The following is a 26,524-nucleotide window of genomic DNA, read 5'->3' as shown; positions in this document are numbered from 1 at the left end:
AAGTGAACTCATTTTTTTTAACAGTTCCCTTTCTAGAACCCCAAAAAAAAACACTTAACTCGAAAACAGCCATTTACGTATAAAACACCTATTAATACATTTATAAACTACATTTTTATATCTTATAGTTTACAATTGATATTCTTCAGTAACCTAAACATAATATTTGACAAGTATCTCTTAAATCATTACTAACACTTCATATCTAAGTAATATTTTTTTATTCCACTACTTATTCATAAAGAACAAGTTGCAAATAAATATATAATAAAAAAGTATTATTTTTCACTATAACCTTGCAAAACCTAGTATTTGCTGTATATTTGCACTCGCATTACGAAAGTGGTGCAGACCAAAGGAGGAATGGCAGAGTGGTCGATTGCGGCAGTCTTGAAAACTGTTGACTGTAACAGGTCCGGGGGTTCGAATCCCTCTTCCTCCGCTGAAAAGCCTGATAACACTAGTTGTCAGGCTTTTTTTATGTCCTTGTGCACCTATTTTGCACCTAGAGCAAAAAATATTTAACCTAACTATAATCCCCTAAGTCTTATTCATATAATTCTTAAAAAAGCTACACTGTTTTCTAAAAAGCTTCATTTTATACTACCTAAACTATCTCTATTTTATTATTTGGTTCTACTAATTTTAGAAAACGACTCCATATTCATCCTGTTTAAGTTCTTAAAGCTAAAAAATGCTCTTACTTTTTTTAATAGCCAAAACACACAACTTACTGAAATTTAAAAAGTTATAAATTACAACTCATTTTAATCAGTTTTCCATAGCCTTTACAATACCAGTAATAGCCTGTCTTTATCCTAAATTACTCGACAATTGGTGGAGAATATCCCGTACATGGTGGAACTGAGGATACGTTAGTCGATGAATGCTTCTTCTATTGATCAGGGACTGTCCTCCTATTTAAAGCTTAGATTAACTGAGGCTGCCCACACCCTATCTAGCGCTATAATTATACTAATAATAAAAGATAATCTAAGATAAAATACCAACAGAGACTAATAGAAAAAAACAGAGTTATTTTTAAGTAGTCACAATAATTTCAACACTTTACTTATCGGTATGTAATCTTTTTTTACTATTATTACTTTATTATGATGCAAATCAATTCTAGATTATACAAATACAGAACAGAAGAATAAATAAACTCTATTTATATTGATCTGATTAAGAAACATCCTAAATTACAATATGAATAACATAATCAAAACACAATGAACACTTTAAAACATATTCTAGTAGCTAGTTGCATACTTTCTTTGACGACAATATTCTCACAAGAGCTGAAAGACAAGGATTCTAACTTACTTATATCAGAGCTGTTCCAGAAAGAACAAGACATCTGTAAACGTTGTGAAACACTTAGCTCTAATCCTAATAGTGATCAAAAAGAGCTTTCTAACTGTTATATAGCAATGTCTAAAATTGATAGCGAAAATCAACAATTAGCCTTACCACTTCTAGATTCATATTTAAATAAACAGATCAGCCTAAACAATGAATCTCTGTCTAACCTATATTATATTATACAACACGCTGGTGGGGAAACACAAGGGAAATACAAAAACTTTATTTCTGATTTATTTACCAAGCAAATTATTACAAACCAAGAATACGCTTGGTTTACAGATAGATTAAATGTCAGAAACAATAAAGCTCAGACCTTTGGTTTTCAAGTAAAGTATTGGTCCGATACACAAGATACTCTTCCCTATCCTATTGATATTAATGCAGAAAAAAACGCCTCTCAGATAGGATTAGAATCTAGTAAACAATATATGCTAGAGAGCTATACTAATGAGTATAGCCCACAGTATATCACCAAAGAAGAATTTGTTTTATTTGGGCATATCAAAAACTCTTTTGATACTAGTATAACTCATATTCTCATTAATAATAAAGAGAAGGTATCTATTAATAATAAAGGTTTTTTGAGTTATTGGTTTAGTTTCCGTTAATCATATTTAAGGTAGTTGGTTTCGCTTTAACCATCTTTACAATTGTGTTATGAAAAATAGTTCCCTTAAATAAGGATCTATTTAATCTATATACGAATTCATTAAAGTAAGCTTGGATGTATTTCTTATTGATATGTGAAGGTACAGTCCTAATCCAGGATTTAAGTTGGTGAATTACTACGTGTAATTCTTTAAAATTAGCCCCTTTATCACTTTCTTTTTGAGTGATGTTATACTTTTTTTTCAAAGGATTATACCCTCTCCATTTATCCGTAATTACATTAGCATCTTCTGAAATATGTTGTTCAAATATAGTAGTTAATGATTTAGCAGAATAATCGTCAATACACTTAACATATGCTCTTTTTACTTTGCTATCAGTAGTTAACTCAACAGCTATCACTGCTTTAGTTTTTTGGGTATCATAACTTCTCCCTGGTTTTCCTTGTTCATATCCCCCCACAACGAACTCATCTACATGGACTGTCTCAGTCATAGGATATTGTTCACTACTTTGCATAGCTAGGCGAACCTTGTGCATAAAGCCCCATGCTGTTGGCTGGCTTATACCATAACGTTTACCCATTTGAATGCTAGAGATGCTTTTGGTAGAAGTTGTCATCTCAAACACAATCATAAATGCTTTATGTAAACCAAACTTAACTTTATGAAATAAAGTATTAGCAGTTGAACTCTCAACATGTTCACAGTTATAACAATAGTAAGAATGATTAGTTTTTAAGCAACCTTTTTTATGACCACATTTTACACAAGTAAAACCGTTTGACCACTTAATTTTACTTAAATAAGCTTTACATGCTTCGTCATCTGGTAGTTCTTTTACTAAGTTCAGAATGTTTTGACCCTTAAATATTTCCATACTATTGATTTTAAGATACTAATATACGGATGTTAAATTAATAACTCAAAAGGTTTTTATATCATTAAACTTCATACTCGACCTCAAACTATCTCTGTAAAGCTGATCAAAAATAATGAAGTCGTAGACTCTCAAGATATTCTAACTAACCAAAAAGACTGGATAGAAGTTGACTTTTTCTAATAATCAATTTAAGATAAATACTGTAAATAGTAGGTACACTATTTACATTTCTATTATTTGCAATATTCTCTGGCCACCTGTTCTACCCAGTCTTCAGTAGAGGATAAATAGTAATTAGGTGTTACTCCTTTTCCCTCATAGGGCAAATACTCGCGCCAATGCGTGTCTAAATCAGTAAAATGTATTCTAAAAAAAGCCGAAGGACTTACCTTATCTACAGCATAATTTCTACCATAAGTAATCATTCCTCTGGTATTATCACCTAATACCATCACATTATTTAATTTCTTCATTTTTAGTGTGAATTGCTCTGCATTACTAATGGTATTAAAATTTACAAGTATATATATATTTCCTTTAAACTTCTTAAACAGGTTATAAAACTGGGCAGAGCTCTTGTCTCCTCCTCCACTATTATTTCTTAAATCAAGAATAAGGTTTTTGCTTTGAAGGTTACCCTTAATAGAATTATAAAAAGCAGTAGCTTCTTTAATCCCTTTACTTGATGAATTGAAGCTTCCTAGTTTGATATAGATACACTCAGCATTTAGCTTTTTCTTTGTAAATGTCTCTGTTAGAAAACCAACATTATAATAATCCGTTGCTGCTCTCTCTTTCTCCCAATTTAAACTTAGAAATCTTCCTGCTCTAAAATAATCTATAGTAGAAATAAGTTGTTTATCGATGAACTTACCACTGAACAATCTAAATCTATTATTTCCCTTATAGACTAAATACAATATAGTCTCACCTGGTTGCCATGAAGGTATTTTAGTATCTAAAATGATTCCTTCAAATATCGTAGTAGACTTCTGTACAATAGCTAATTTAAAATACTCTTTATAATAATAAATGCCTTCATAATCTGTCAACACTTTTTTAGACAAAACCGTTTCTAGACTATCTAAATTCTTTGTAGATTTGGGATAGAAATTATAACGTGGTTCATTGAGAATATCTGTTAAAAATAATTCATCCTTTAGATCTTCGTATTTAAAGCTTGGAGTGTTTCCATATATTTCGTTGTGATAATCATCTACCTCATCTACCAAACTATACAGTTTTACATAACTATCTAATATACCATATGTTATACCTGATTCTTTTAGCTCTACATATTTATTATCTATAACTTTATGTTTATTTCTCAGTGTTTTATAAGAAGCTGATTTCTTTAAATTTTCATACACAAAATCTAGATCATTATTAAAATCCTTATGTGTGTATTGTCCAAAACAAAATATAGAAATCAGACTCAAATAAAAAGAAAAAACATATTTCATAAACAATTAGTTCACTAGGTTATACATTAGAAAAAAATACCATAGTTATCACTTCTTATTCCCTTCTTTCTCCATCAGCTCTATACGCTGTTCTAACGTATTTTCTGTCTGAATAATATCTAATACGACCATCTTAAAAGTCTGTTTGATACTCTTATCCGTCTTATCCATATTAGAATACAAAAGATTCATTAGGAAAGCACTCTTATTACTTAACATTTGCTTTAAGTCCTCAATATTAGTCATAGCAGCGACCTTATCATAATCAATTAGATCAATCTTAGTCGCTGCAATAGAACGCCAAGCAGTTGTTTTAATCTGAGGAATGAAAATTCCTTTAGACTCCATGACTATCTGTTGGATAGTTTTCTCTTCGTTATCAGCATGTTTTTCTAAGGCTTTAACCAAATCACTCTGTATGGGGACAATAAACTCTATTTCTTCTCTAGATTCTTTTAACTCACTATGAATCGTTGAAAACACTTGATTGATATACGCTTTATCTTTTTGCTGAGAATTCCAGTTATCTATAAACAAGGCTATCAGTATACCTACAACTACAGGGATGATCTCCTTAATAAACTGAACAGTGTATGTTTTAATTCTTTTCTTCATTAGTTTGAATTTTGGCTACTACTAGAGATCTCTATTTCTTAGACCATACAGCTAATTTAACTAAATAATTAAAAGATAGATATAAGGCAGAATAAAATACTTTATTATAAAAAACAAGGTATTACACCTACTTCTCTAATCTCGAATACACCAACGTATCTAAGAACTTACCATCATAAAACTCGTTCTCTTTAAAATGAGCTTCTTTAACGAATCCGCACTTCTCTAAGACTTTCATAGACCCTATATTATCGGGATCTATTAACGCCTCTATAGAGTGTAGTCCCATCTCACTAAATCCAAACTTCACTATACGATTTAGTGCCTCTGCTACATATCCTTTGCCGTGATAAGTAGGCAAAAGCATATACCCAGCTTCTGCTCTATAATGTTCTAACTTCATGCGATAGAATCCTATAGTCCCTATCATCTCACCATTCTCTTTTAATGTGATAGCCCAGTTAATACATTCTTTAGCTACCATTCTCTCTTCAAGTGAATTAATATAATCTACAGCCTCACTTACATCCGTTGATAGTGGTCTAGGAATATACTGCATCACCTTAGCATCAGAACGCATAGCATACATCTCATTTGCATCATTTAAATCAGCTTTTCTAAGCACTAATCTCCCTGTCTCTAGCACAGGAAATATCTTAAAATTTATATCTAACATTTATTATTGTTTGTTTGTTTCTAAAATAGGAAAAATTACTATATCTTAAATAATCATATAATACTGATAAATATATAGGTTAAAAAATTAATTAACAGTCTAGTACTAAATTTAATTCAAACACACAACCGCTATAGCATTAACTAAAGCAAGAGAAAACACAATTGCTTTGTAATATATAGCTATTAGTCATTCTAGATAAAGCTCCATTAATTTTCGATCTAATTCTTCTACCTCTTTTACTGCTGCTAATTTGTCCTAAATTACTATCTGACAAACTTCTATTCCAATAAGTATCCTATTTTTTAGGATACTCTACAGCACTACCTATAGAGCTCTGACAATCATTTTTAGCATAACTAAATGGCAATAATTCTATTGCGTTTATGAACTTCATCTCTATAAGTTTAACTCTTTTATACGAAGATATTATAAAACCTCTTTAGTAAACTTATAAAGCACAATCTTTATAAAGCATTTTTAATAACATTTGTACAAGTAGATATAACAACCGTTTTAAAGGATAAATCTGTTTTTATTATCCATCATACTCTCCCCTATAAAAATATCTATATATAAAAAAATAGATTCTACTTTCTTACTATAAAACCAATATTGTCAGTAAATTGCACTATAAAAATAAACTATACAAATGGAAAAGAAATTAGTAGTAATCACAGGTGCTAGTTCAGGCTTTGGTAAGGAGCTAGCCAAAGAATTTGCTCAAAGTGGACATCCTCTATTGCTGTTAGCAAGAAGATTAGAGAAGATGGAAGCTCTAAATCTACCTAATACACTTTGCAGAAGTGTAGATGTATCTGATAAAGATGCTTTCGAGAACACAATCCGTGAAGCTGAATCTGTATATGGCAAGACTGACTTATTAATTAATAATGCAGGAGTAATGCTATTAGGTGATCTAGCAACTCAAGATCCAAATGAATGGAAACGTATGCTAGATATCAACGTCTTAGGTGTAATGAATGGTATGCAAGCGGTAATGACTGATATGAAAGAAAGACAGTCTGGTACGATCATTAATGTATCTTCTATTGCCGGAATATTACCATTCCATAACCACGCTGCTTACTGTGCTAGTAAATATGCTGTAAGGGGAGTTACTCAGACAGCTCGTTTAGAACTTAGCCCTTTTAATGTACGTGTTATCTCTGTAGAACCAGGTGCTGTAGCTACAGAACTATTAGGACATACTACTAGTGATGATATCATTGGTGGATATAAACAATGGATGCAGAACACTGGTGCTAACCGCATCAAAGCTATCGATGTAGCCCGTACTATCAAATTTGCTTACGACCTACCTCAAGGAGTCTTACTACGTGAGTTAATCATCTCTGATACGAAGCAGGACGCTTAATACTTAGGTATTGACATAAATAATTTAAAGAAAACACTCATAGTATCTATTCACTATGGGCGTTTTTTTTATTATATTTTTCTCTTTTACCTTTTAAAACAGTCAAAAAATTAAAATATACTCTTCTAAATAGTCCTTTTCTGATTATTTATCATCGTATTTGTACTTGAGCGTTTCGATAATACACTTTTTTGCACATTTTTTTTTATACTAAAAAACATAGTCAATTAATAAACAAACACTGATTATCCACTAAAGTTAAAACCCCCTTTAACCCCAATAAATTCGGGGTTTTAGTGCCGAATACTAGGACCAATAATAAGAGATTAGTAGGGCTAAAAGATTTTTTACCCAAGAAAAATCCTTTTATTCTTCCGCTACTCTTCTGTAACTAAAGATCAAATACACATTAACCCGATATTAGGTATACTATTTACTCTTTATAATCGTTAAACTGTTATCTACTTAGAACAATATTTATTGTACTATTGCTTAGCTAAAAAAATAACATTGAAAAAGATTATTACAGATAGACTTTACTTAATCCCTTTTACTATTGAGATTTGCAAAGCATTGCTTCAAGGGAATACCACTATCTTATCACAGTGTGGACTAAAGCCCTCTATAGATTGGCCTGATAAGGATATGCTAGAGACCTTACCTCGTATTATTACTAATCTAGAGAAAGTACCTGCACCATCAGGATTCGAATCGTGGATGATCATCAAGAAAGAGAATAATACGATCATTGGTGATATTGGATTTAAAGGAGTACCTAATTTAGGAAGTGCCGTAGATATAGGGTATGGTATTACTTTAAATGAAAGAAGAAAAGGTTATGCCAATGAGGCTATAGCTAGCCTGATCCAATGGGCATTTAGTCAACCATCAGTAAAACTCATTACTGCACAATCTCTTTTAGACAATACAGGATCTGCTAAAACACTAGAGAAACAAGGATTTAAAAGAACTGGGCTCTTAGGAGAATTTATCCAATGGCGATTAGTCAAAAAGAAATAGTTATATTTATCTAAACTACTAACCAAATGAAATCACAACTCTATTTTATTGTATTGCTAGTATTAATTCTAAGTAACGGTACTGCAAATGCACAATACGTCAAATTAGACAATAAGCAAATTATACATTTAATCAAAGTTGACTCCCTAAACAATAGAATATATAAAATACTATCTCCTAAAAATCAAGTATTATCTAAAGGACAATTAAGTGAATATCCTATGTCTAGTTTCTATGTGGATCGTTATTTAGACAAGAGCAATGATTCCATAGTTATCAAGTTCAGAAAGCTGAAAAAATCAGATAACGTTCTAAAAAAAGATATAAGTTTCTATCTCACTTATGGAGTCTATGCTGATAGTATCACTTCTAAGATAAATATAGACTGTAACAACATAGATGCACTGCTAAAAGAAACTTACCAACTAGATAAAAAAAACAGAACCGATGGTAACAACGATCAAAAAATAGATGCCCTAAATCAAAGGCTATTATTCAACATATTTGATACTTGTGATTTCTTATATACTATTAAAAACAAGAAAGAAAGTAGTCATTATGCATTAATAATACTATTACATTCAAATACTAGGTTTCAGAAAAAATATCTTCATCTAATAGAAAAAGCAGTTAAAAAAGGATATCTAACAAATAAAGAAGTTGTTTACTTATATGATAAAATATTAGTTGATGATAAAAAACTACAAAAATACGGTACACAATCTTATTATAACGAACAAGGCAACTTAGAACTATTACCTTATGATAACATTTATAAAGTAAATAAGCGTAGAGTCAAAGTAGGTCTAACTAGCATTACGCTTTCAAATTAAAAAGTCAATAGCCATAAGTATACAGTTATAGTTATTGACTTTAGGTTTTAATGTGACATTGACTAATTAACTATCTTTTTTGCGAATCATAATATAAGATGGCTTACCAAAAGGAGACATAAATCGCTGTTCTTCTATCTTAAATCCGCACTGTTCTAAGAATGGAATCTGAACATCATCCTGAAGTATTTCTATCCAGATAGCATCATAGTTGCGCGTTAGCGATAGACACTTATTCCACAGAGATTCTCTTACTTCGGTTGTATCATGAGATGAGATAATAAAGAAAGGCGCATAGTTAATCACTTTTAATTCTTTAAGACTATCAGGACTAGGCACCTGCTGTATGATAACATACCCCACAGCTTCCTCTTTGACAAATACAGATAACATCTGTGTACTTAGATTATTAAGCTCTAATGTGGCCTGTTTAGGATCTAGTTGTGTACCAATATACTGATTAAGAGCATCAGCATCTACGGTATTACTATACCACTGATTAAATTGGGCTTTGCGAAGAGAAAATAATTGTCTTAACCCCTGCTCTGTTGCTATTGTGAATTTTGATATTATATCCATTGTTTTACTTGTTTAATAACAAATATAAAAACAACCAATCAGCTATCTTCGATACAGTTTGTCAAAAAACTATCAGTACACCATTTATAATATAGTCCCTCCTACTCTCTTTATAGCTTCTAAATCAAATGGTGTTAACTGTTTAGCAAAAACTGCTCTAAAACAAGTATCATAAACATCTGTAAAAGAAAAAGTTGCTCCTGGAGTAAACTGTACTCCTTCTTCAGCACATCGCTTATAAAACTGAACCATATCAGTTTGTAATGGTAACTGCGCCCAAATACAGTATCCTCCTTTTGGAAACTGTATATGAAGAGAATCAGGAAACGCACTAATCAACTGTCCTACTAATTGCATAGCTTGACGTTCTAACTGTTGGCGAAACACTCTAAGATGTTTATCATATGCTGAAGACTGTAAGAGCTTTATCATTAATTCCTGATTTATGGGAGATATTGATCGACCAAGTGCAAACTTAAGGCGTTCTATCTTAGAGAAGAACTGCCCTGCTGCTAGCCAACCTAACCTTATACCGGGTGCTAACGATTTAGAAAATGATGAATAAGTAAGTACTAATCCTGCTTCATCATAGTTGCGAATATTACTTGGTCGAGTACCATTAAAATAAAGATCTCCGAAAATATCATTCTCTATTATAGGGATATGATGATGTAAAGCGACTTGATAAACAGCTTTTTTACTCTCATCAGTCATTAATACACCTGTCGGATTATGAAAATTAGGAGTTAATACAATAGCCTTTATATCATTAGTCAGACATACTTTTTTTAAATAATCAGTATCAAAGCCTTCATAAAAACGCACAGGTATTTCTACTGTTCTCAGCTTAAGATTAGCGATAACTTCTAAAATAGAAAAGATACAAGGACTCTCCACTGCAATAATATCATTCGGTGAAGTAATAGATGCTAAAGCAATATATAAAGCCTGTAAGGCTCCATCTGTAATGAGCAGTTCATCACTAGAGATAGAAGCTCCGTGTAATGCTGATCTCCTCACTAATAACTCCCTAAGCTCTTCAGAACCATTATTAGGATAATATCGGAGTAAGGATGCTCCTTTGTCCTTTATAACTTTCTGCATTGTCTTTAATACCAACTTCTGTGGAATAAAAATATCAGAAGGGCTTGCTTCATTAAGTACTGTTTGTCCTCTATAATTACTTTGATTAGTAATCAGATGCACCTTCTTTCTAAAGATGGCATCTTTAGGAATCGCGGATAATTCTATTTGAGGTAATTGTTGTATAGATTGACAAGCTACTATATATCCAGAACGTGGTACTGCGGTAACTAATCCTTTAAACACAAGGTAATCATAACCACTTTGCACGGAACTGACACTTAGATTATACTCTGATTTAATCGTTCTAATTGATGGGAGTCTATCACCTTCTTTTAATAATCCTGTTAGTATAGCCTCTTCTATCTTAGAAGTGAAGATTTTGTATTTATAATCCTTTTCCATAATATAAATCTGTACTGAGCAAAAATACAATTATAACTAAAACATTAAATACAGAAATTCAGATTTACACACTAAAATGATAGATTTTTTAGCCGTATAAATGTCTTTTTACCCCAGAATAAATAATAGACATATAAACGAAAAGCAGTTATACAAAATAGGTCTGAAATAGTGACTAAAGCATACTGTAGTATGGTTGAGGAGCTAATGAAAGAGCTATAAAGTAGAATTACTTTGTATTATTTTAATAACCTTGATTCTGGATTTATTTACTTTTACAACTACTATTCTCATTATTTTTCCCCCTCCCCAATTAGTTTAAACTAAGGGCATTATTCACAGTCCTTCGCTAAATCAAATTCACTACTCATTCTATATCCCTGCTGTCAGTAGAAATAGTGATAATCTCTAATATATCAGCATTAAAGCTTAGTTTAATCCCTGTCAAGCCATATCCATAATAAGCACCTGTATCTATATTATACGAATTACTATCTAGAGTATATTGAGGATAGTTTTGTTTTAAAGGAGTATGTCCGTGCACTTGCAGTTTACGAAGATTGGCTAATGGCTTACGTGTCCATAATATTCCATCCCAATTAGACTCATCATATGGATTAATCGTATCAGATATTCCTGCGTGTGTGACAATAAATAAGGGAGTCTCATACTTAAGGGGAAGATTCTCTAACCAAGGTAATAATTCAGATAAGTCAACCTTATACTTCTCAAAGTCTGCTAAAGTAGCTAATCCACACTGCGAAGTCCATACATCGTGATGTCCATCGTGGATATATTGGATTAATTCAGCTTCGTGATTACCTTTAAGAATAGTGACAGATACAGATGGCTCTGCTAATAAAGCACAACATTTATTGATGACTAACCAACTATAATTTCCTCTATCAATAAGGTCTCCTACTAGAATCAGGTGTTCTGTCTGAGAATCCCACTGTTCTAAAAGAGAACAAAATGTGTGGTAACAACCGTGTATATCTCCAATGATAAAATATTGCATAAGATCCGATTTGAACCATGCAAAAATAAGGAATAATAAAAAGCTCCTACTTATTCGGTAGGAGCTTTTTATTATTATTGTTTTGAAGCGTCTAATGAAGCTTTTCTAAACTCTTTTAAAAGTTTCTCGATAGATAAAGAAGCTTTACGAGCTCTAGTACCTGCAGCTTTGTTTCCGTTTTCTGATTGTAAAGCTGAATCTTGTTTGAACGCTTCAAATTCAGCGTTGATTTTTTCAATTAATTCTTTCATGGTAATTTTTACATTTTAAATATGTATTACAAAAATAGAATATAATCTCACATATACACAGTATTTACTGACTTTTTTATCATTTTACTCCTCTGTTTTGATGCATCCTATTTAGGTTTTTCTACATTTTATTTTCCAACACAAACCTAATTCACTCACATTCAATACCCTTAACCTAAAACAGTTGAATGCACCGTCATTACTACTCTTAGCTAAAAAAGTGAACAAATACTGCTCAAAATAATGGCGAAATTATAGATTTAAGCCCTAAAACATAGTGTTTTTTATACAAAAAAGCATTTCTCATTCCTCACAAACAGAAATAATCACAAGCCTAAATGTAAGATAGGATAAGGCTTACCTTGTCCATCTGTTTCAGATCTATTTAATAATTTGAACCCCATATGTTCATAAAAGCCTACTGCCTGATGATTCTGTTCATTGACATCAACTTTTAAAATATGTAATCTATCTATAGCATAGTTAAGCAATAATTTGCCTAACCCACTTCCTCTAAAATCATTGTGAATAAATAACATTTCCAAATTATCATCTGCAATACCTATAAATCCTGTTATTTGCTCAGCGCTATTTATATGCACATACAGTTCGACGAATTCAAAATAGTTTGAAATATTCTTCTTAAAGTACTCAAAGTCCTCTTTCGCTAGAAAGTGATGTGTATTACTTACTGCACTGTCCCAAACTTCTTCTAATCTAGGATATTCATTAATCTTAACTCTTCTAATCATAATATTAAATTTAGTAAGGCAAAGTTCCCCACATTGCTTTTCTTTCCACTGAACCTGGGTTAAAAAATACGCTTGCGAATGCGACTTAATGCCTGAGGAGTAATCCCTAGATAAGATGCAATATCCTTTAAAGGAATATAATTAATAGCGGCTCCATACTCATCTATCAACTTCAAATAATACTCTTCAGGAGAATATTTGATCACATCAATATTGCGTTGTAACAAACGATTGAGGAGTATAGCAGTCAAACCGCCAAATACTAATTTTAGATGGGGTATAACGCTATATAATTCATCTATCTTATCTTTGTGTATTTTATAAACGATAGTATCTGTAACAGCCTGTACTGAGAAATTAGCTCTTTCTTGTAAAGTAAATGAGATATTAGACATCGAGAAAGTCCCCTCCTTGCAAAACCAAAAGGTCTGCTCCTCTCCATTGGGATTTAAAGTCCAACATCTAAATATCCCCTCATAGATAAAATAGCTATACAACTCTACCTCTCCTTCTCTTATCAGAAAATCACCCTTCTTCACATTACTTGCTTCAAAATAAGTATCAAACAGAGCGATTTGCTCAGTAGAGAACACTGATATATCTGTATCAAACTCAGCAAGTAATTTCTCTAAAAGCATTTTACACGTATTTATATATCCTTAACTCTGCATTTACTGCAAATTTAAGGCATAAAACAGATACTATAAATGTTCTTTACTTACTTTATTCACGATTATCATAGATTTTCTTAAAATTCACAAGAACTTTACTCACTCAAAACAAACAAGTTATAAATAAAGAGTAAAAAACTTTATTACTTTTACACAAAACCACTTGCAAAGCCCAGTATTTGCTGTATATTTGCACTCGCAATACAGAAGTAAAGCAAGACCAAAAGGAGGAATGGCAGAGTGGTCGATTGCGGCAGTCTTGAAAACTGTTGACTGTAACAGGTCCGGGGGTTCGAATCCCTCTTCCTCCGCTGATTTATAAAAGATAACTTTTCAAAAGTCATCAAAAGCACATAAAACCTATGATTCTCAATGAATTATAGGTTTTTTCTTTTTTAGCCATATCGCATTTTATTCAAAAGTGCTCAAAAAATTACGGCTAATTAGGTGCACAAAATAAATTTGAAATTTTGTGCACCTTTTAGGAGAGCAAACCCAGACGCCAAAAGGTGCCACAGAGTTTTAGATTGTGATATTGGAACGTTTTAATTCGACATTTATTAAATAATTAAAAACAGTTGAATTATGTTAGAAAAAACTTTATCACTCAATTTCTTTCTCAAAGCCGATAGAGAGAAAAGTAATTTAAGAGGTCTTTACCTAAGAATTACAGTAGATGGAAATCGCAAAGAGTTTTCCTTAAATCAGAAATGGGACATCAAAAGATGGAACCAAAAAGCAGGTCGTGCCAATGGTGTTAAAGAAGATGCCAAGACACTTAATTATCTATTAGATACAATCATCTCTAGAATTACCAAGTACAAATTAGAACTCCTAAGTAAAAATGTTCCTATTACAGCTTCTCTATTAATGGATTATGCGCAAGGAAAAGGAACTGACCGTTCAAGAGTCTTAGAGGAGTTCCAAAAGCACAATGATGAAATGTTTAAGCTTGTACCTAAAGAGTACGCTATTGGAACACACGAAAGGTATGTAACAGCAAGATCGCATGTCGGTGAGTTTATCAAAAACGTTTACAACAAAGATGATATTGAATTCAGAGAACTTAATCACGAGTTCATCATTGGTTATGAACACTATTTAAAGACCGTTAGAGCGTGTTCTAACAATACAGCGATAAAGTATATCTCAAACTTTAAAAAGATTGTTCTTAGAGCACTTGCCAAGGGAATTATTTCTTCTAACCCCTTTTTACAGTACAAGCCCAAGAAAACAAAGCTCAATAAAAGACCTTTGTCTAAAACTGAGTTAGCTATTTTAGAAAACAAAGAGTTTAATAGCGAGAGACTGAGTATTGTAAGAGATGTATTTGTATTTCAGTGTTACACTGGATTGGCTTATATTGATGTATTTCAATTGAAGAAGAGCGATATAACTAAAGATGAAGAAGGTAATTTTTGGATAAGAACCAATAGACAAAAAACGGATGCTAATATCACTATACCTCTACTTCCTAAAGCTGTGGAGATAATGGAGAAGTACGATAATCATCCCGATTGTACCGGTAAAGATATAGTACTGCCTGTTCGCTCTAATCAAAAGATGAATGAGTACTTAAATGAAATTGCATCTATATGTGAAATCAGTGATTTAAATACTCACAAAGCAAGGCGAACTTTTGGAAGTACGGTAACTCTTGCTAATGGAGTACCTATTCACGTGGTCAAAGAAATGTTAGGACATCACTCTGTTAAACAAACAGAGGAATACGCTTTAACGGAAGAGGAAGCAATCAAGAATGAAATGCAGATATTAAAAGGTAAGTTAGAAAAGAAGCCTTCTAATGATTCTGATAAATACAGTGGTTTAATAGATGGACTAAGAACATTAGATTTAAACCAAGACAAAATAAATCAGCTAACCAACTTTATAATGAAGTTGGTTTAAAAGATAAATTTACTCCCTTGTACAATCATAGGCTTTTATGCAATAATTCAACTGTTCTATACAGTCAGGGTGATACAAGGGAGTATATTTATTCATTAGTAGATAGGTCAATGGTCTGCGTTTGTTTCGTCCATTCCCCGCCGATTTATTCGGATTATTCCCCATTGCTTTTTTACAAAAGCATGTCGAATAATTCCGAGAACAAGCGTAAAGGTTTAAACATTGGGTATCTCAGCATCCATTAGCGTTATTGCAGATGATAGTGCTTTATCTACTCCTTAAAAAGATTCTCTATATCTTGTCTATTGTAATAATACGAACCAAGAACCTTTCGGTATTGCAATTTACCGCTAATGCGAAGTGTTTGTAATGATGCTGGTGAGATACTTAGCAACTGTCTTGCTACTTTTGCTTTCACCCAATCAAGTGATAACTCACTTGTTTTCTTGTTTAAGAACTCTTTTAATGTGCTAATGATTGTTTGGCTAAACAGTCTTAAATCTTCTTTTGTGATCTGATTGTCCATAGTAGTTGTTTTTTAGGTTAAACTACTAAGCTAAGGATGCTATAAATAGATTAGCAGAGTTGGAAGGTAAAAAGAGTAATTGGCTTTGTTATACCAACAAAACAACTATAATATTCTCATATAGGGATATCATACCGAATAATTTTCTAACTTTACGATTCAATCTTTTAAATCAATGGCTTTATCTTTGAGCCTTCTTAAATTCAGCTATTAATTATGGAACATAAAATACACCAAGGTAGAAATGTAAAGCGTTTTAGAGAGATGCTTGGAATCAAACAAGAGGTTCTTGCTTTTGATTTGGGAGAAGATTGGAATCAAAAGAAGATATCAATATTGGAACAGAAAGAAGTAATTGATAATTCACTGCTACAACAAATATCTAAAGTACTTAAGATACCAGTGGAAGCAATTGAAAGTTTTGATGAACAGCAGGCGATTAATATTATCAATAACACAATAACAAATAATGACAATGCAGTAATGCATGCTTTGTATATCAATAATGCTACAATTAATCCTGTAGATAAGATTGTTCAACTTCACGAAGAAAAGATTGCTTTGTATGAGCGTATGCTTAAAGAGAAAGATGAGATGATGAATCGTTTGGAAAAGTTGATTCAAAATAAATAGAAACATGAAAGCTTAACCTTATGGTTAGGCTTTTTTTTGTAACTTGTAAAAACAAAACAAGCTAGAGTTCAAAATTGGGTTTGATCTAGCTTGTTTTTACTTCTTATGTTGTCATAATTAATACTCTCATCATCTTACCAATTTTGCGACCTTCGGGAGAAAAAAGAGTGGTCTTTGATACTGGAAAATTTTCAATTTGTAAGGACAAAGACACATCTCGATAATTCTAACGTTAAATCATTGTGGTTAATAACCTCTCAGAATCTTTAAGATAATCTCGTTTATGTATTAACCAACAAGCATCAAGTAATTTATTTACGGTTATAAAAGTCGCACTCAAGCTTTTTGGTGGTGGATCATCTGAAAAACTACCTATTGCATATTGAATAATTTGATATAAATCAATTTCTATTTCTTTATAGGATTGCTTTTCAAATACATTTTTAAATGTCAGATAAGGATTTAAATATTCATCATATAATAGATTACCAATAAAAAGATGAAAATTAGTATTATCTAAAGGTGTTAAAGGTAATTGTACATGATACTTTTTTGGTTTACAATACATTTTATAACTCACCCGAATAATTGACCGAAGAAAGCTATATACTTCTAAAGTTTTTGCAGGAGTTCTACTCATACATATAGCTAAGCTATTTACATAGTACATTAACTCATTAAAATCTGTTCTTAATTCAGAGGGATTAGTATAGGAAAAAACTGCTTTAAGTAGACTATGCGGAGTTTTAAGATCTTTTACGTACCATAGATGTCCTTCTAAGGAAATAGTTTCTTTTTTCATAATTGTAGTTTTTTTAAGGATTACACATTCACTTATACAATTGGGGTACGATTGACAACGAACTATCTTTTAACTCTTCTTTTGTAAATGAGTATATCATATCACAAAAGGAGTCCAATTCTTTAATATCCTCTAGCGTACAATCTACTATAAATTCATTTGGTTTAGGATAATATTTTATAAAACAGTCTTTATTAAATAGAACTTTCCTTACTGTGGGTAAATCGCTGATGTCTTTATAAATAGAAGGATAGCACCATTGAATTAAATCCCATAAATAACTTAGATTAATAATATTGGGAATCAGGTCAAGTTTTTTATAAACAAGTAGTAGAAGTGATTGTTGTATAACAAAATGATACAGCATTGCTTGTGCTTCACAGAATCTTTCATCACTATTTTCTTTAATATTTAAATAAGCTCGATTAAGTGATTCGAAACATTCTTGAGTATATCTATTTTTATTATAAGCTATAATATCTTCGTCCTTGTCATAGCTTATATAAATTGAATTACCATAAAATAAGTTTACATTAGTGAAATGTTTTTCATAAAACTCTAAAAACTCAGGAATGTTTCTTGTCCAATTATTTGCTTTTTGGAGTAGTACAGAAACTTTAACTTTTCCACTAGTTTGTTTAGTAATTAAATTACTAAACTGCCTGATTTCCTGATAATTTCTTTTTTGAGTTAATACTACAATAAACAAATGGATTCCTTTTTCATACTTTAAATCAGTTAGTGGAATATTAAAGTATTTCTTTGAAAGTAGAAAAACAGATTTAGGCTTATAAAAGGTTTTAAGAGCTTCTTTTACTTGATTCTCTAGAATATCTTCCCATGATTCTACACTAGTTTTAGCTTTTTCTATTATAATGTGAGTTTCTAATTGCTTAACACGTTGTTTAAATATATCCGAATAATCACTATTAAAATCTGTTGATAATGCTTCTGCAAATAAACCTAGATTGTTAATTAATAGTTTTATGTCATATATATCTTCTTCTATAGTAGATGACTGATAGTTTAGTATAGATAATAAATATTTAATTGATAGAGGTGATTTTGTTAAATCATAAAAATCTATACTGAGAATAGTAGTATCTCTATCGAATTTGTTTTTGACTGTATTTGAGTGTGCCACTAGAAATGATAGCACTTGCTCTGTAGTATAGCTTTTCAAGAAACCCTCCATAGGATGAAATATAACTTTAAAGTCAGTTATTATTTCTTCTAATAACTGTTGCAGTCGTTTTAGTGTAAAAACAAAATTGGCACTATCTTTTTCTTCGTTATTAGTATAAGATACAAGCGACTTAGTATAAGCTTCTTCCTTTTGTTTTAACCATCTTCTTGTTTTTTTGAGAAATTTTTTTTCTCCGTTATTTTGAAAATATGCTATCTCTTCATCATAAAAGTCATCATTATAAAAAATTAATTGATCCCATTGACAATTTAAATTATAATAAATATTGTGAGGTGTTTTTTTGTTAACGATTATTTGGTCCATTTCAATTACGTTAATAATGATATTGTATAATTCAATACTATTGTTAACCCAATCTTGATTTATTAATTCGTCCATAACTTTACCTTCCCCTATAATTGTTATTGTTGGAAGATTTAATATGTTAGCTTGCGCATGAAACACATAGTATATCCAATTATCTTGATTAGATATAAATTCACTAAGGTTATCTTTAACATCCTTATGAATACTTGAACTTGAAATGAGGTTTTTAGTTGATGACATAATGCTTGATTTTTAAGTTATTCAATTGCAAGTTGTTCGGATTTTATTGGATAATATATTCTTCCAAAGGATTAATTATCCTATGCTCTTTCTTTATTAAATTTTAAAGGTTCTATTTGGCTAAACATGTCTTACAATATTTTCAATCATATTGATTTACTTTGCTTTAGGAAGTATTAAAAGAGTAACATATAACTACTCTTTACTTTTACAGTAATATATGGTTTTGAAAAAAGCAAGCGGGACTTGGGCAGAGCCCTAGTCGCTTGCCTTTTTACTGACGTGCAAAGGGTTTGAGTATACTTAAGGTATACTCTGGGGCTTTCAGCCTTTGTAAAGATGAGATTTGGGTATACTTGAGGGTATACTCTTTTTAAGATTAATGAATTTAAAAAGGAATTTGTATGAAACAATTAGACACAAGTAGTATTCGCTTTTCAAAACCAGTCAATGAAAAGCTTGAAAAGCTCGCTTTAGGATTTAAGCGAAGCAAGAAAGATCTGTTTGCTCAGATGGTTGATTACTTCTATAGAAGTAAGAAAGATCCATCAGACTTTGGTGATGAAGTTTTAAAGCGAGAATTATCCGCAGGAATCAGTCGAATAATCTCTTTTATAAGGCAACAAGAGAAAGATTTCTTATTGCCAAGTTTTACTGATATAGGTATTTTAAAAGTTGCTACTGCTCAAACTAAAGATAGCTTAGTCAAGCTTAGTAATCACTTGACTAAGGAAAGTGAAGTAACCTCTTCAATCCTAAAGAGTACTTAGAACTTACTAACAAGTATTAAAGTACTCATAGCCTATCAAAAGCAAAAAGAAGAACTTAAAAAGCAGTTTAGTGAGCTTTTAGAATACTACATCCACTCTCGTGAAGAAATGGAGTGGACAACAGCAAATGTCAAGAAAGAACAGCTTGTTGAGCACGTAAGAAGATCATTAAATAATATGTAGCCTATGTTTATTAATATCACTGATTCAGAAACGGGAAACAATAAAGGGAGCTCAGCAAGACTTGTTGCCTATTTAGAAAAAGAAAACAAGCTAAAGACTGATAACGCAGAGAAAGAACTCTGGTTTACTAATGGTAGATTTGATGTGCCACATCAAGAAGTAAGAGTCGAGCTTGATAATAACGTAGCTAAACTTTGCAAAACGGATGATAAGTTCTTCTTAGTTAATATAAGTCCAAGTGAGAAAGAGATTCTCTTTTTAAAACAGAAGTACGGAGAGGATTTACTACAGCAGAAACTAAAAGAATATGCTACTGCTGTTATGGATGCTTATGCCTTAAACTTTAAGAAAGATAATGTTACAAGTAGCAAAAACCTACTTTGGTTTGGCAAACTTGAACACTTTAGATACCACTCTAATACGGATGAAAAAGTAAAAAGCGGAGAATTGAGTACAGGTGATATTAAAGAAGGAGAACAAATGCACGTGCAGATTATAGTTAGTCGAAAGGATATAACCAATAAGATAAAACTAAGCCCTAAAAATAATTCAAGAGGTAAAAATGTAGAACACTCTGCTAAGTTTGGACAGTTTGATAATCTTGATTTTAAAGAGAATAGTGAGAATATTTTTGATCAGATGTTTAACTATCAACGGGCGCTTAAGGAGAAGTTGGTGTATTCCGTGACGATGAATAACGGAAGTAGTGAGGATAAAAAGTCAATGAGTTTCTTAGATCAGATTGAGGGTAATTTAAATGAGTCAAGTAAGAAAACTTATCTTGATATTATGGAAGATGTTTCATTAGCTAATATTTTGGATCTTGAAGATATTATAAAGATATTTGATTGTAATGGTATTGGATTCTTTACAAGTTTCTTAAGCCATGAACAAAATAGATATACTTAAAAACCAAATATTAATCATAAAAAAAATAAAAAATTAAGAAAATAGCTTTAATAACTATTTTAGAGTAATTTAAAAGAATAGCTAATATATGATACTAAGTGAAAATCCTACTAATAAAGCATTACATTCTAATTGGAGACTGAGAATTCAAAAAGAATTTCCAAATAATGATTTTACTTCAACTACAGATTATTTATGTTTGATTAACTATTTAGATAAAGCACCTCAGAAATTCTACTCAAAACAAGCTTTTAAAGAGTATTTAAATTTCTTAGAAACGGCAAAAGAACTAAATCCAAAACTATTGGCTAATATTCTAACCGAAGCAGAAACTCTTTTAAGTCTTTCAAATAAAACTTTAACAACGATAAATGATAAATCTATACATGATATTCTATTACCAAAGTATAATAATGATCTAATAGATTTTATTGATAGAGAGGTTCATTATAATCTATTAAAAATATATGAAACTCCTTTTTATCAATTTACTAGAATAATAACAGAATATAAGTGGATTGAATCACAAAGAAAAACAGATGGTTTGGATCTTTTTAATTCTGTTGAATACTTAAAAAAAAATGGATTTAACTTTATAAATGATTTTTATCTTCATAATGTAAGAAATGGAATTGCACATGGTAAAATTGTATTTTCAGATAGAGATATAACATATATTGATAAAAAGGGAGGTAAAGCTAAGGTAGGAATAAAAAATATTATTGATATTTTTGATGGTATTCTAGATATAACTAATGGATTTTGCTTAGCGTTTAAAATTTTTGCATTTACTAACTCTACTTTCTTTGAGAAACATAAAATATCTATTCCTCAATCTATTTTACTAGAAGAACTACAATCAAAAGTAAATGTACCAGCTTGGACGATTACAAATTGCTTGGAAAGCAATACTATAGATAATAGAAAGCAGTTAATTGTTTATATCAATAATAGCAATTGGGATTACAATAAAGTACTTTATTATTCATTTACAACAGCGTTGTGGGCAGAGTCATTAATAAAGTCATATGATCGAATTTTCCTTTCCTTTCATTCAAAATATAGCAAATCATATCCAATAGGTTGGGCATCATATGATGCTAATAAATTAAGGTATCTACGAAATAGAAATGAAACAAACTTTGAAGCTTACAAAGGAATATTAGAGGATGATTTACTTGCCTTTGATTCTAAATTTAAGTTTCCAAAATTCATTTATAAATTAGGAAATTTTAATAATGCAATAAAAAATTTAGCTCCTATAGTCTGGAACAATTATTTAGAAACATATTTTCCTAATCCTTTTCATATTCGTGAAACACAAATTCATTCAAAAAACTTATTCACTGTAATTCAGGACACTAGTATCGTTGTTAAAGGTGGTTATCAAACTAATATTGAGGATTTAATTCGGAAAGATAGTAAAAGAATAATTAAAAAAGCAATAAGCTATTCACGTAAACAATGTAGTTGGTTTTCTAAAGAAAAATATTTACCAGTCAAATATATTCGTGTGTTTATCTATAGTACAGATAAAAGACTGCGTAACCTACGTAATTCTGGATTAATCCCTTCTCTAGTTGCTACTATTGAAATTAATAAAACGAAACGGATAAAAACGATCGATATACTTGGGGGAACACTTGAACAAAATGGTAAATATAGAATTGTATGGAACAGTAATTGGTTAGAAAAGAAATTTAAATAAGATATTTTAATAAAGATTCTCTAGTAAAACGTATTTAAAATTAAATATAGTTACCCTATTCAAAAGCTATGTACGCAATCTACCTGCGTACATAGCTTTTTTTATTTTAAAATAAAATTAAAATACACTGTTTATTAGTTACTTATGAATAAATATTAAAATTAATCAATTACGCAATTAGATTACGTAGAACAATATCAACTTTGTGATGGTAAAAAACTAAAACATATTCTAAGTCATGATTGGTTACAGAATACATTATTACTTAGCAATTATTTAGCTTGTATTTCATCAGTAATACATTACTAATACTAAGTATACAAATCAATAAGGAGCATTAAAAAATATTCAAAATGAAAAAATACACCATTTCAAAAATTGATGGTAGATATCAATATATAGAGGACAAGATAAATAGTTATAACAACACAAATGCAACAAACAAGAAAGAAGCAATTAAAATTGCTAAAAATGACATTATTAATAATGGAGGGGGATCTCTAAAAATCAAAAAACTTGATGGTAAGTTTCAAGAAGAAAGAACTTATCCAAAATCAATAGATCCTATAAAATCAAAGGGCTAACATATGACGAAGAATTATTTTATATACTATAATGGTACGAGAATAATAATAACAATACTCTTGTTAGGGATATTGATTAATCAATTAGTACTATATATAGCAGAATTATTAGAGTCTTTCTTTAATATTGATTACTTAAAGTTTCCTTCTACTGCAGCAATACTTGGAATTATAATTACACTAATAGATAAATGCTTATGGAATAAATTTCCTTTTAAATATTTATATGAAGTTAAAGATATTAGTGGTAGATATGAGGGTAATATCTCTTTCAAACATTATTTAACTGGCGAAGTAGAGCAAAGGGATTGTGCTATAGAAATAAGGCAAACAGGATCAAGCTTGAAAATTAGAACTTATTTTAAAGACTGTACACAAGGTACTAGTTATTCAATTACTAAAGACCTTAAACTAACCATCGAGGATAATCATTATACAATTTTTATGATCTACCATAATTTAGGCAATTCAGTGCTAAATATTCCTGAGCATCATGGGACTAATATTTTGGATTATTCTCTTGATAATAAAACTTTAACAGGTAGATATTATACAGATAAAGAACCCCAAACTAAAGGAATAATGACATTAAACTTTACTGATAAAAATTTAAAAAACAGATATTAATATGGCAACTTTAAATAAAGAATACACATCTTTTGATAGTAATATTAAACTTACTAAAACAAGAAAAGACTCATTAGCAACAAGTAGAGCTAATATTCGTGAGCAAATAAAAAAATGGTTTAAAGAAAACAAACCAGATGAGATTCAACCAAAATTTCATCCACAAGGTTCTTCTGAAATGAGAACTACAATAAACCCATTAATAGAATATGATGAATCAGGGAATTCTATCATCAAATATGATACAGATGATGGTGTATACTTTATTAAAACTAAATCTGAGCATAATAAACGAGCTATTAACACCTTGCATGAATGGGTGTATCAAGCAGTAGATGGTTATACTAATCAAACTCCTATTAAAAAAGCAACTTGTGTAAGAGTTGTTTTTAATGATGGGCATCATATTGATCTTCCAATTTATTATAAAGAAGAAGATTTAATAGAATTAGCTCACAAAAACAATGGATGGATAGAAAGTGATCCTAAAGCTTTTTATGAATGGTTTAATGAAGAGAAGAAAGCAAAATATAGATTGGAAGCTGTGGTTAGATGTTTAAAATCATGGAAAAATTATAAAGAACAAAACAACTCTAACCTTAAACTTCCAAGTGGTTTTGAATTAACAATACTCGCTACTGAGAATTATTATTATGCCGATAACTTGGATGAGTCATTTAGAAAAACTGTAGAGGCAATCTATAATACATTATCAAAGCTTAATGGCTTCAAGTGTATACGTCCAACTACTCCTAAAGGAGAAGATGTTTTTGCGAATTATTCAGAAACACGTAAAAATAATTTTTTGAATGTTTTAAAGAGTTTAAAAGAAGATTGTATTAAAGCATTTGAGGAACCTAATTACAAAAAAGCTTCTGAGATTCTTAGAAATAATCAGTTTGGGAATAGATTTCCATTAGGTACAGATAAAACAGAAGATACTAAAAACAGAGCACTATCTATTGCATTGACAACCTCTTTAATTAAACCAAAACCATATGGATATTAATAATCAGATTAAACAAGTTCTTCAGAAACATAAAGGACTTAAACTAGTAAAAGATAGTTATATTCTATATGGAAATTTATTAATTAGTGAAGAAGATAGTTATGAAGTGAAAATAGATTTTAAAAATTTTCCTACATATTTTCCTATAGTGCATGAAATTGCTGATAGGATTCCTAAAAAGGTGGAAAGACATATTTATTCAGATACAGGCTCTTGTTGTTTTACAACAAGAGCTAAAGCTGATGTTTTTTTGGAAACACAAATATTTACTCTTTTAGATTTTATAGATAAGATTGTTATTCCCTATTTTGAAAATAATTCATACTATGAAATCAATGGTAGATATCATGGAGAAGAGCATTCACATAACAAACAAGGTGTAATAGAAGGATATTATGACATATTAGGGATAACTGACATAGTATCTGTCTCTAAGTTAATCTTAAATAGATTAAATGGTCAAAAATTAAAGTTAAAGAATAAATGTTATTGTGGTTCGGTAGAATCTTTAAAAAAATGCAAGAATGGTTTACATCAAAGAAACTATAGAAGCTTTAAAAAAATTAAAAGAGATACATTATTAATTGATTGCGTCACCATTAACCAAATATAAAGTTACTAAGAATTACTTTTTTTAAGTAAATTCACTAAAGTATCATTTTTTAATCTCCCTTTATTTTAATTAGTACAAATATGACAGGATACGATCGCCTATTTGAGGAATGCGAAAACAGCATTGATTTTTATACTAATCATTTGATCAGTTTAAGAAAAAATATTGTATTACAAGAAAAAGCTATTACAATGCTTCTTAGACTTAACCCAGAAACTGATCTTTCTGATTTTAATGAATTAGAGAAATTTAATAATTATAATGGTTATATTACAATTGCGATGCTAGATTTAGCAGTCAATTTAAAAAATTTGATAAAATCAAAAACAGAATGGGAAAAAGCTTTCTTTATAAAAAACTCGTTTCTCATAATTCATGAAACAACTAAGAAATTAAAGCCTTTTAAAGGGAAATCATTTGTTCAGATTACAGTTGAAAATAAGTATAAAGAACTTAATGACGTTCTTAAGAATTTGTATAATGAGATAGACGATTTTAGAAATGCTCCTACTTATAACAAAATTTCTAAAACAAGACATAGCATAGCAGGACATATTGAAGAAAGTCTAAAATCATATTATGATACTGTTAAAGAATTAGATGGAGAAGAAGCGGGAAACCTAATAAGTAAATTCATGAATATCCTAAATAAAGCTCTAAATTTAACTACAGATTTAGCTATTGCTGCTAATAACAAACAAAAAGAAAAAAATGAAAGTGTCAATTCTGAAATTTTACTAAAATTGAATGAAATAAAAAATATACTAAAGAAGTAAATTACTTGAAAAATATATATTAGGCTAAAGTACTAGTTTATTGAAAACATTGAGTTAATTTAATTTGTTCTTGTTAATTATACTCGTATTTTTATAAAAAACTATACTATACTTTAGTAT

Annotated in this window: 27 protein-coding genes and 2 tRNA genes; 16 read left to right on the top strand and 13 right to left on the bottom strand. The window is 30.3% G+C overall.

Going from position 1 to position 26,524, the window contains the following annotated elements; translation table 11 throughout:
* Positions 1-357 precede the first annotated feature (357 nt).
* Positions 358-442 (top strand) — tRNA-Ser (locus LNQ81_RS11660).
* A gap of 790 nt (positions 443-1,232) precedes the next feature.
* Positions 1,233-1,976, top strand: a complete 744-nt coding sequence (locus tag LNQ81_RS11655) for a hypothetical protein (RefSeq protein ID WP_229946907.1) — start codon at positions 1,233-1,235, stop codon at positions 1,974-1,976.
* Here LNQ81_RS11655 and LNQ81_RS11650 read toward each other — a convergent pair.
* The 4 genes from LNQ81_RS11650 to LNQ81_RS11635 form a co-directional block, all read right to left on the bottom strand.
* Positions 1,963-2,856, bottom strand: coding sequence for an IS1595 family transposase (locus LNQ81_RS11650; protein WP_229946906.1), 894 nt, complete (start codon positions 2,854-2,856; stop codon positions 1,963-1,965). The genes LNQ81_RS11655 and LNQ81_RS11650 overlap by 14 nt on opposite strands.
* A 236-nt stretch (positions 2,857-3,092) precedes the next feature.
* Positions 3,093-4,322 carry a S41 family peptidase gene (locus tag LNQ81_RS11645; RefSeq protein ID WP_229946904.1) on the bottom strand — a complete coding sequence of 410 codons (1,230 nt, stop codon included), beginning with the start codon at positions 4,320-4,322 and terminating at the stop codon, positions 3,093-3,095.
* Between the two features lie 48 nt (positions 4,323-4,370).
* Positions 4,371-4,937 (bottom strand): hypothetical protein, encoded by a 567-nt coding sequence (locus LNQ81_RS11640; RefSeq protein ID WP_229946903.1) that lies wholly within the window; start codon positions 4,935-4,937, stop codon positions 4,371-4,373.
* Between the two features lie 127 nt (positions 4,938-5,064).
* Positions 5,065-5,613: a GNAT family N-acetyltransferase gene (locus LNQ81_RS11635; protein WP_229946901.1), complete on the bottom strand. Its 549-nt coding sequence runs from the start codon at positions 5,611-5,613 to the stop codon at positions 5,065-5,067.
* A 652-nt stretch (positions 5,614-6,265) separates the two neighbouring features.
* Here LNQ81_RS11635 and LNQ81_RS11630 point away from each other — a divergent pair.
* The 3 genes from LNQ81_RS11630 to LNQ81_RS11620 all read left to right on the top strand — a co-directional run bounded on the left by LNQ81_RS11630 (position 6,266) and on the right by LNQ81_RS11620 (position 8,844).
* The gene (locus LNQ81_RS11630) at positions 6,266-6,991 is read left to right on the top strand and encodes an SDR family oxidoreductase (protein WP_229946900.1); all 726 of its coding nucleotides are present in this window, start codon (positions 6,266-6,268) and stop codon (positions 6,989-6,991) included.
* Between the two features lie 510 nt (positions 6,992-7,501).
* Positions 7,502-8,011: a GNAT family N-acetyltransferase gene (locus LNQ81_RS11625; protein WP_229946899.1), complete on the top strand. Its 510-nt coding sequence runs from the start codon at positions 7,502-7,504 to the stop codon at positions 8,009-8,011.
* Positions 8,012-8,037: 26 nt separating this feature from the next.
* Complete coding sequence (locus tag LNQ81_RS11620) at positions 8,038-8,844, top strand: hypothetical protein (RefSeq protein WP_229946897.1); 807 nt, start codon at positions 8,038-8,040, stop codon at positions 8,842-8,844.
* A 66-nt stretch (positions 8,845-8,910) separates the two neighbouring features.
* Here the strand turns inward: LNQ81_RS11620 and LNQ81_RS11615 are convergent, their stop codons facing one another.
* From LNQ81_RS11615 to LNQ81_RS11590, 6 genes are all read right to left on the bottom strand, one after another.
* Positions 8,911-9,423, bottom strand: a complete 513-nt coding sequence (locus LNQ81_RS11615; protein ID WP_229946895.1) for a hypothetical protein — start codon at positions 9,421-9,423, stop codon at positions 8,911-8,913.
* Between the two features lie 84 nt (positions 9,424-9,507).
* Positions 9,508-10,914 (bottom strand): aminotransferase-like domain-containing protein, encoded by a 1,407-nt coding sequence (locus tag LNQ81_RS11610; RefSeq protein WP_336245918.1) that lies wholly within the window; start codon positions 10,912-10,914, stop codon positions 9,508-9,510.
* A gap of 364 nt (positions 10,915-11,278) precedes the next feature.
* Positions 11,279-11,929, bottom strand: coding sequence for a metallophosphoesterase family protein (locus LNQ81_RS11605; protein ID WP_229946892.1), 651 nt, complete (start codon positions 11,927-11,929; stop codon positions 11,279-11,281).
* 74 nt (positions 11,930-12,003) lie between these two features.
* On the bottom strand, positions 12,004-12,180 hold the full coding sequence (locus LNQ81_RS11600) for a histone H1 (RefSeq protein ID WP_121965554.1): 177 nt from the start codon (positions 12,178-12,180) through the stop codon (positions 12,004-12,006).
* Positions 12,181-12,506: 326 nt separating this feature from the next.
* Positions 12,507-12,932 (bottom strand): acetyltransferase, encoded by a 426-nt coding sequence (locus LNQ81_RS11595; protein ID WP_229946890.1) that lies wholly within the window; start codon positions 12,930-12,932, stop codon positions 12,507-12,509.
* Positions 12,933-12,991: 59 nt separating this feature from the next.
* On the bottom strand, positions 12,992-13,570 hold the full coding sequence (locus tag LNQ81_RS11590) for a Crp/Fnr family transcriptional regulator (protein WP_229946887.1): 579 nt from the start codon (positions 13,568-13,570) through the stop codon (positions 12,992-12,994).
* Positions 13,571-13,829: 259 nt separating this feature from the next.
* Between LNQ81_RS11590 and LNQ81_RS11585 the strand changes: the two genes are divergently transcribed.
* Positions 13,830-13,914: transfer RNA gene (locus tag LNQ81_RS11585), tRNA-Ser, on the top strand.
* 274 nt (positions 13,915-14,188) lie between these two features.
* The gene (locus LNQ81_RS11580; protein WP_229946884.1) at positions 14,189-15,511 is read left to right on the top strand and encodes a site-specific integrase; all 1,323 of its coding nucleotides are present in this window, start codon (positions 14,189-14,191) and stop codon (positions 15,509-15,511) included.
* A 271-nt stretch (positions 15,512-15,782) separates the two neighbouring features.
* Here the strand turns inward: LNQ81_RS11580 and LNQ81_RS11575 are convergent, their stop codons facing one another.
* Positions 15,783-16,037, bottom strand: a complete 255-nt coding sequence (locus LNQ81_RS11575) for a helix-turn-helix domain-containing protein (RefSeq protein ID WP_229946883.1) — start codon at positions 16,035-16,037, stop codon at positions 15,783-15,785.
* Positions 16,038-16,253: 216 nt separating this feature from the next.
* Here LNQ81_RS11575 and LNQ81_RS11570 point away from each other — a divergent pair, with 216 nt between their 5' ends.
* Complete coding sequence (locus LNQ81_RS11570; protein ID WP_229946881.1) at positions 16,254-16,670, top strand: XRE family transcriptional regulator; 417 nt, start codon at positions 16,254-16,256, stop codon at positions 16,668-16,670.
* A 232-nt stretch (positions 16,671-16,902) separates the two neighbouring features.
* Here LNQ81_RS11570 and LNQ81_RS11565 read toward each other — a convergent pair whose 3' ends face one another.
* Together LNQ81_RS11565 and LNQ81_RS11560 are read right to left on the bottom strand one after the other, a co-directional pair.
* A complete protein-coding gene (locus LNQ81_RS11565) occupies positions 16,903-17,472 on the bottom strand; it encodes a hypothetical protein (protein ID WP_229946879.1) in 570 nt (189 codons plus the stop codon).
* A gap of 28 nt (positions 17,473-17,500) precedes the next feature.
* Positions 17,501-19,225, bottom strand: a complete 1,725-nt coding sequence (locus LNQ81_RS11560) for a hypothetical protein (protein WP_229946877.1) — start codon at positions 19,223-19,225, stop codon at positions 17,501-17,503.
* 404 nt (positions 19,226-19,629) lie between these two features.
* Here LNQ81_RS11560 and LNQ81_RS11555 point away from each other — a divergent pair, with 404 nt between their 5' ends.
* The 8 genes from LNQ81_RS11555 (at position 19,630) to LNQ81_RS11520 (ending at position 26,404) form a co-directional block, all read left to right on the top strand.
* Complete coding sequence (locus tag LNQ81_RS11555; protein WP_229946876.1) at positions 19,630-19,995, top strand: BfmA/BtgA family mobilization protein; 366 nt, start codon at positions 19,630-19,632, stop codon at positions 19,993-19,995.
* A 186-nt stretch (positions 19,996-20,181) separates the two neighbouring features.
* Positions 20,182-21,087: a DUF5712 family protein gene (locus LNQ81_RS11550; RefSeq protein WP_229946874.1), complete on the top strand. Its 906-nt coding sequence runs from the start codon at positions 20,182-20,184 to the stop codon at positions 21,085-21,087.
* Between the two features lie 88 nt (positions 21,088-21,175).
* Positions 21,176-22,795, top strand: a complete 1,620-nt coding sequence (locus tag LNQ81_RS11545; protein ID WP_229946872.1) for a hypothetical protein — start codon at positions 21,176-21,178, stop codon at positions 22,793-22,795.
* Between the two features lie 353 nt (positions 22,796-23,148).
* Positions 23,149-23,379, top strand: a complete 231-nt coding sequence (locus LNQ81_RS11540) for a DUF2188 domain-containing protein (protein WP_229946871.1) — start codon at positions 23,149-23,151, stop codon at positions 23,377-23,379.
* Positions 23,380-23,382: 3 nt separating this feature from the next.
* Complete coding sequence (locus LNQ81_RS11535) at positions 23,383-24,006, top strand: Cap15 family cyclic dinucleotide receptor domain-containing protein (protein ID WP_229946869.1); 624 nt, start codon at positions 23,383-23,385, stop codon at positions 24,004-24,006.
* A 1-nt stretch (position 24,007) separates the two neighbouring features.
* The gene (locus LNQ81_RS11530) at positions 24,008-25,015 is read left to right on the top strand and encodes a cyclic GMP-AMP synthase DncV-like nucleotidyltransferase (RefSeq protein ID WP_229946867.1); all 1,008 of its coding nucleotides are present in this window, start codon (positions 24,008-24,010) and stop codon (positions 25,013-25,015) included.
* Positions 25,005-25,628 (top strand): hypothetical protein, encoded by a 624-nt coding sequence (locus LNQ81_RS11525; RefSeq protein ID WP_229946866.1) that lies wholly within the window; start codon positions 25,005-25,007, stop codon positions 25,626-25,628. The genes LNQ81_RS11530 and LNQ81_RS11525 overlap by 11 nt, the downstream gene beginning before the upstream one ends.
* An 80-nt stretch (positions 25,629-25,708) precedes the next feature.
* Positions 25,709-26,404, top strand: a complete 696-nt coding sequence (locus LNQ81_RS11520; RefSeq protein WP_229946864.1) for a hypothetical protein — start codon at positions 25,709-25,711, stop codon at positions 26,402-26,404.
* Positions 26,405-26,524: the final 120 nt, after the last annotated feature.

It is taken from the genome of Myroides oncorhynchi, assembly GCF_020905415.1.
Classification (GTDB): Bacteria; Bacteroidota; Bacteroidia; order Flavobacteriales; family Flavobacteriaceae; genus Flavobacterium; species Flavobacterium oncorhynchi_A.
The sequence above is the reverse complement of the archived record's forward strand: the minus strand, read 5'-3'. Positions and strand labels throughout refer to the sequence as shown.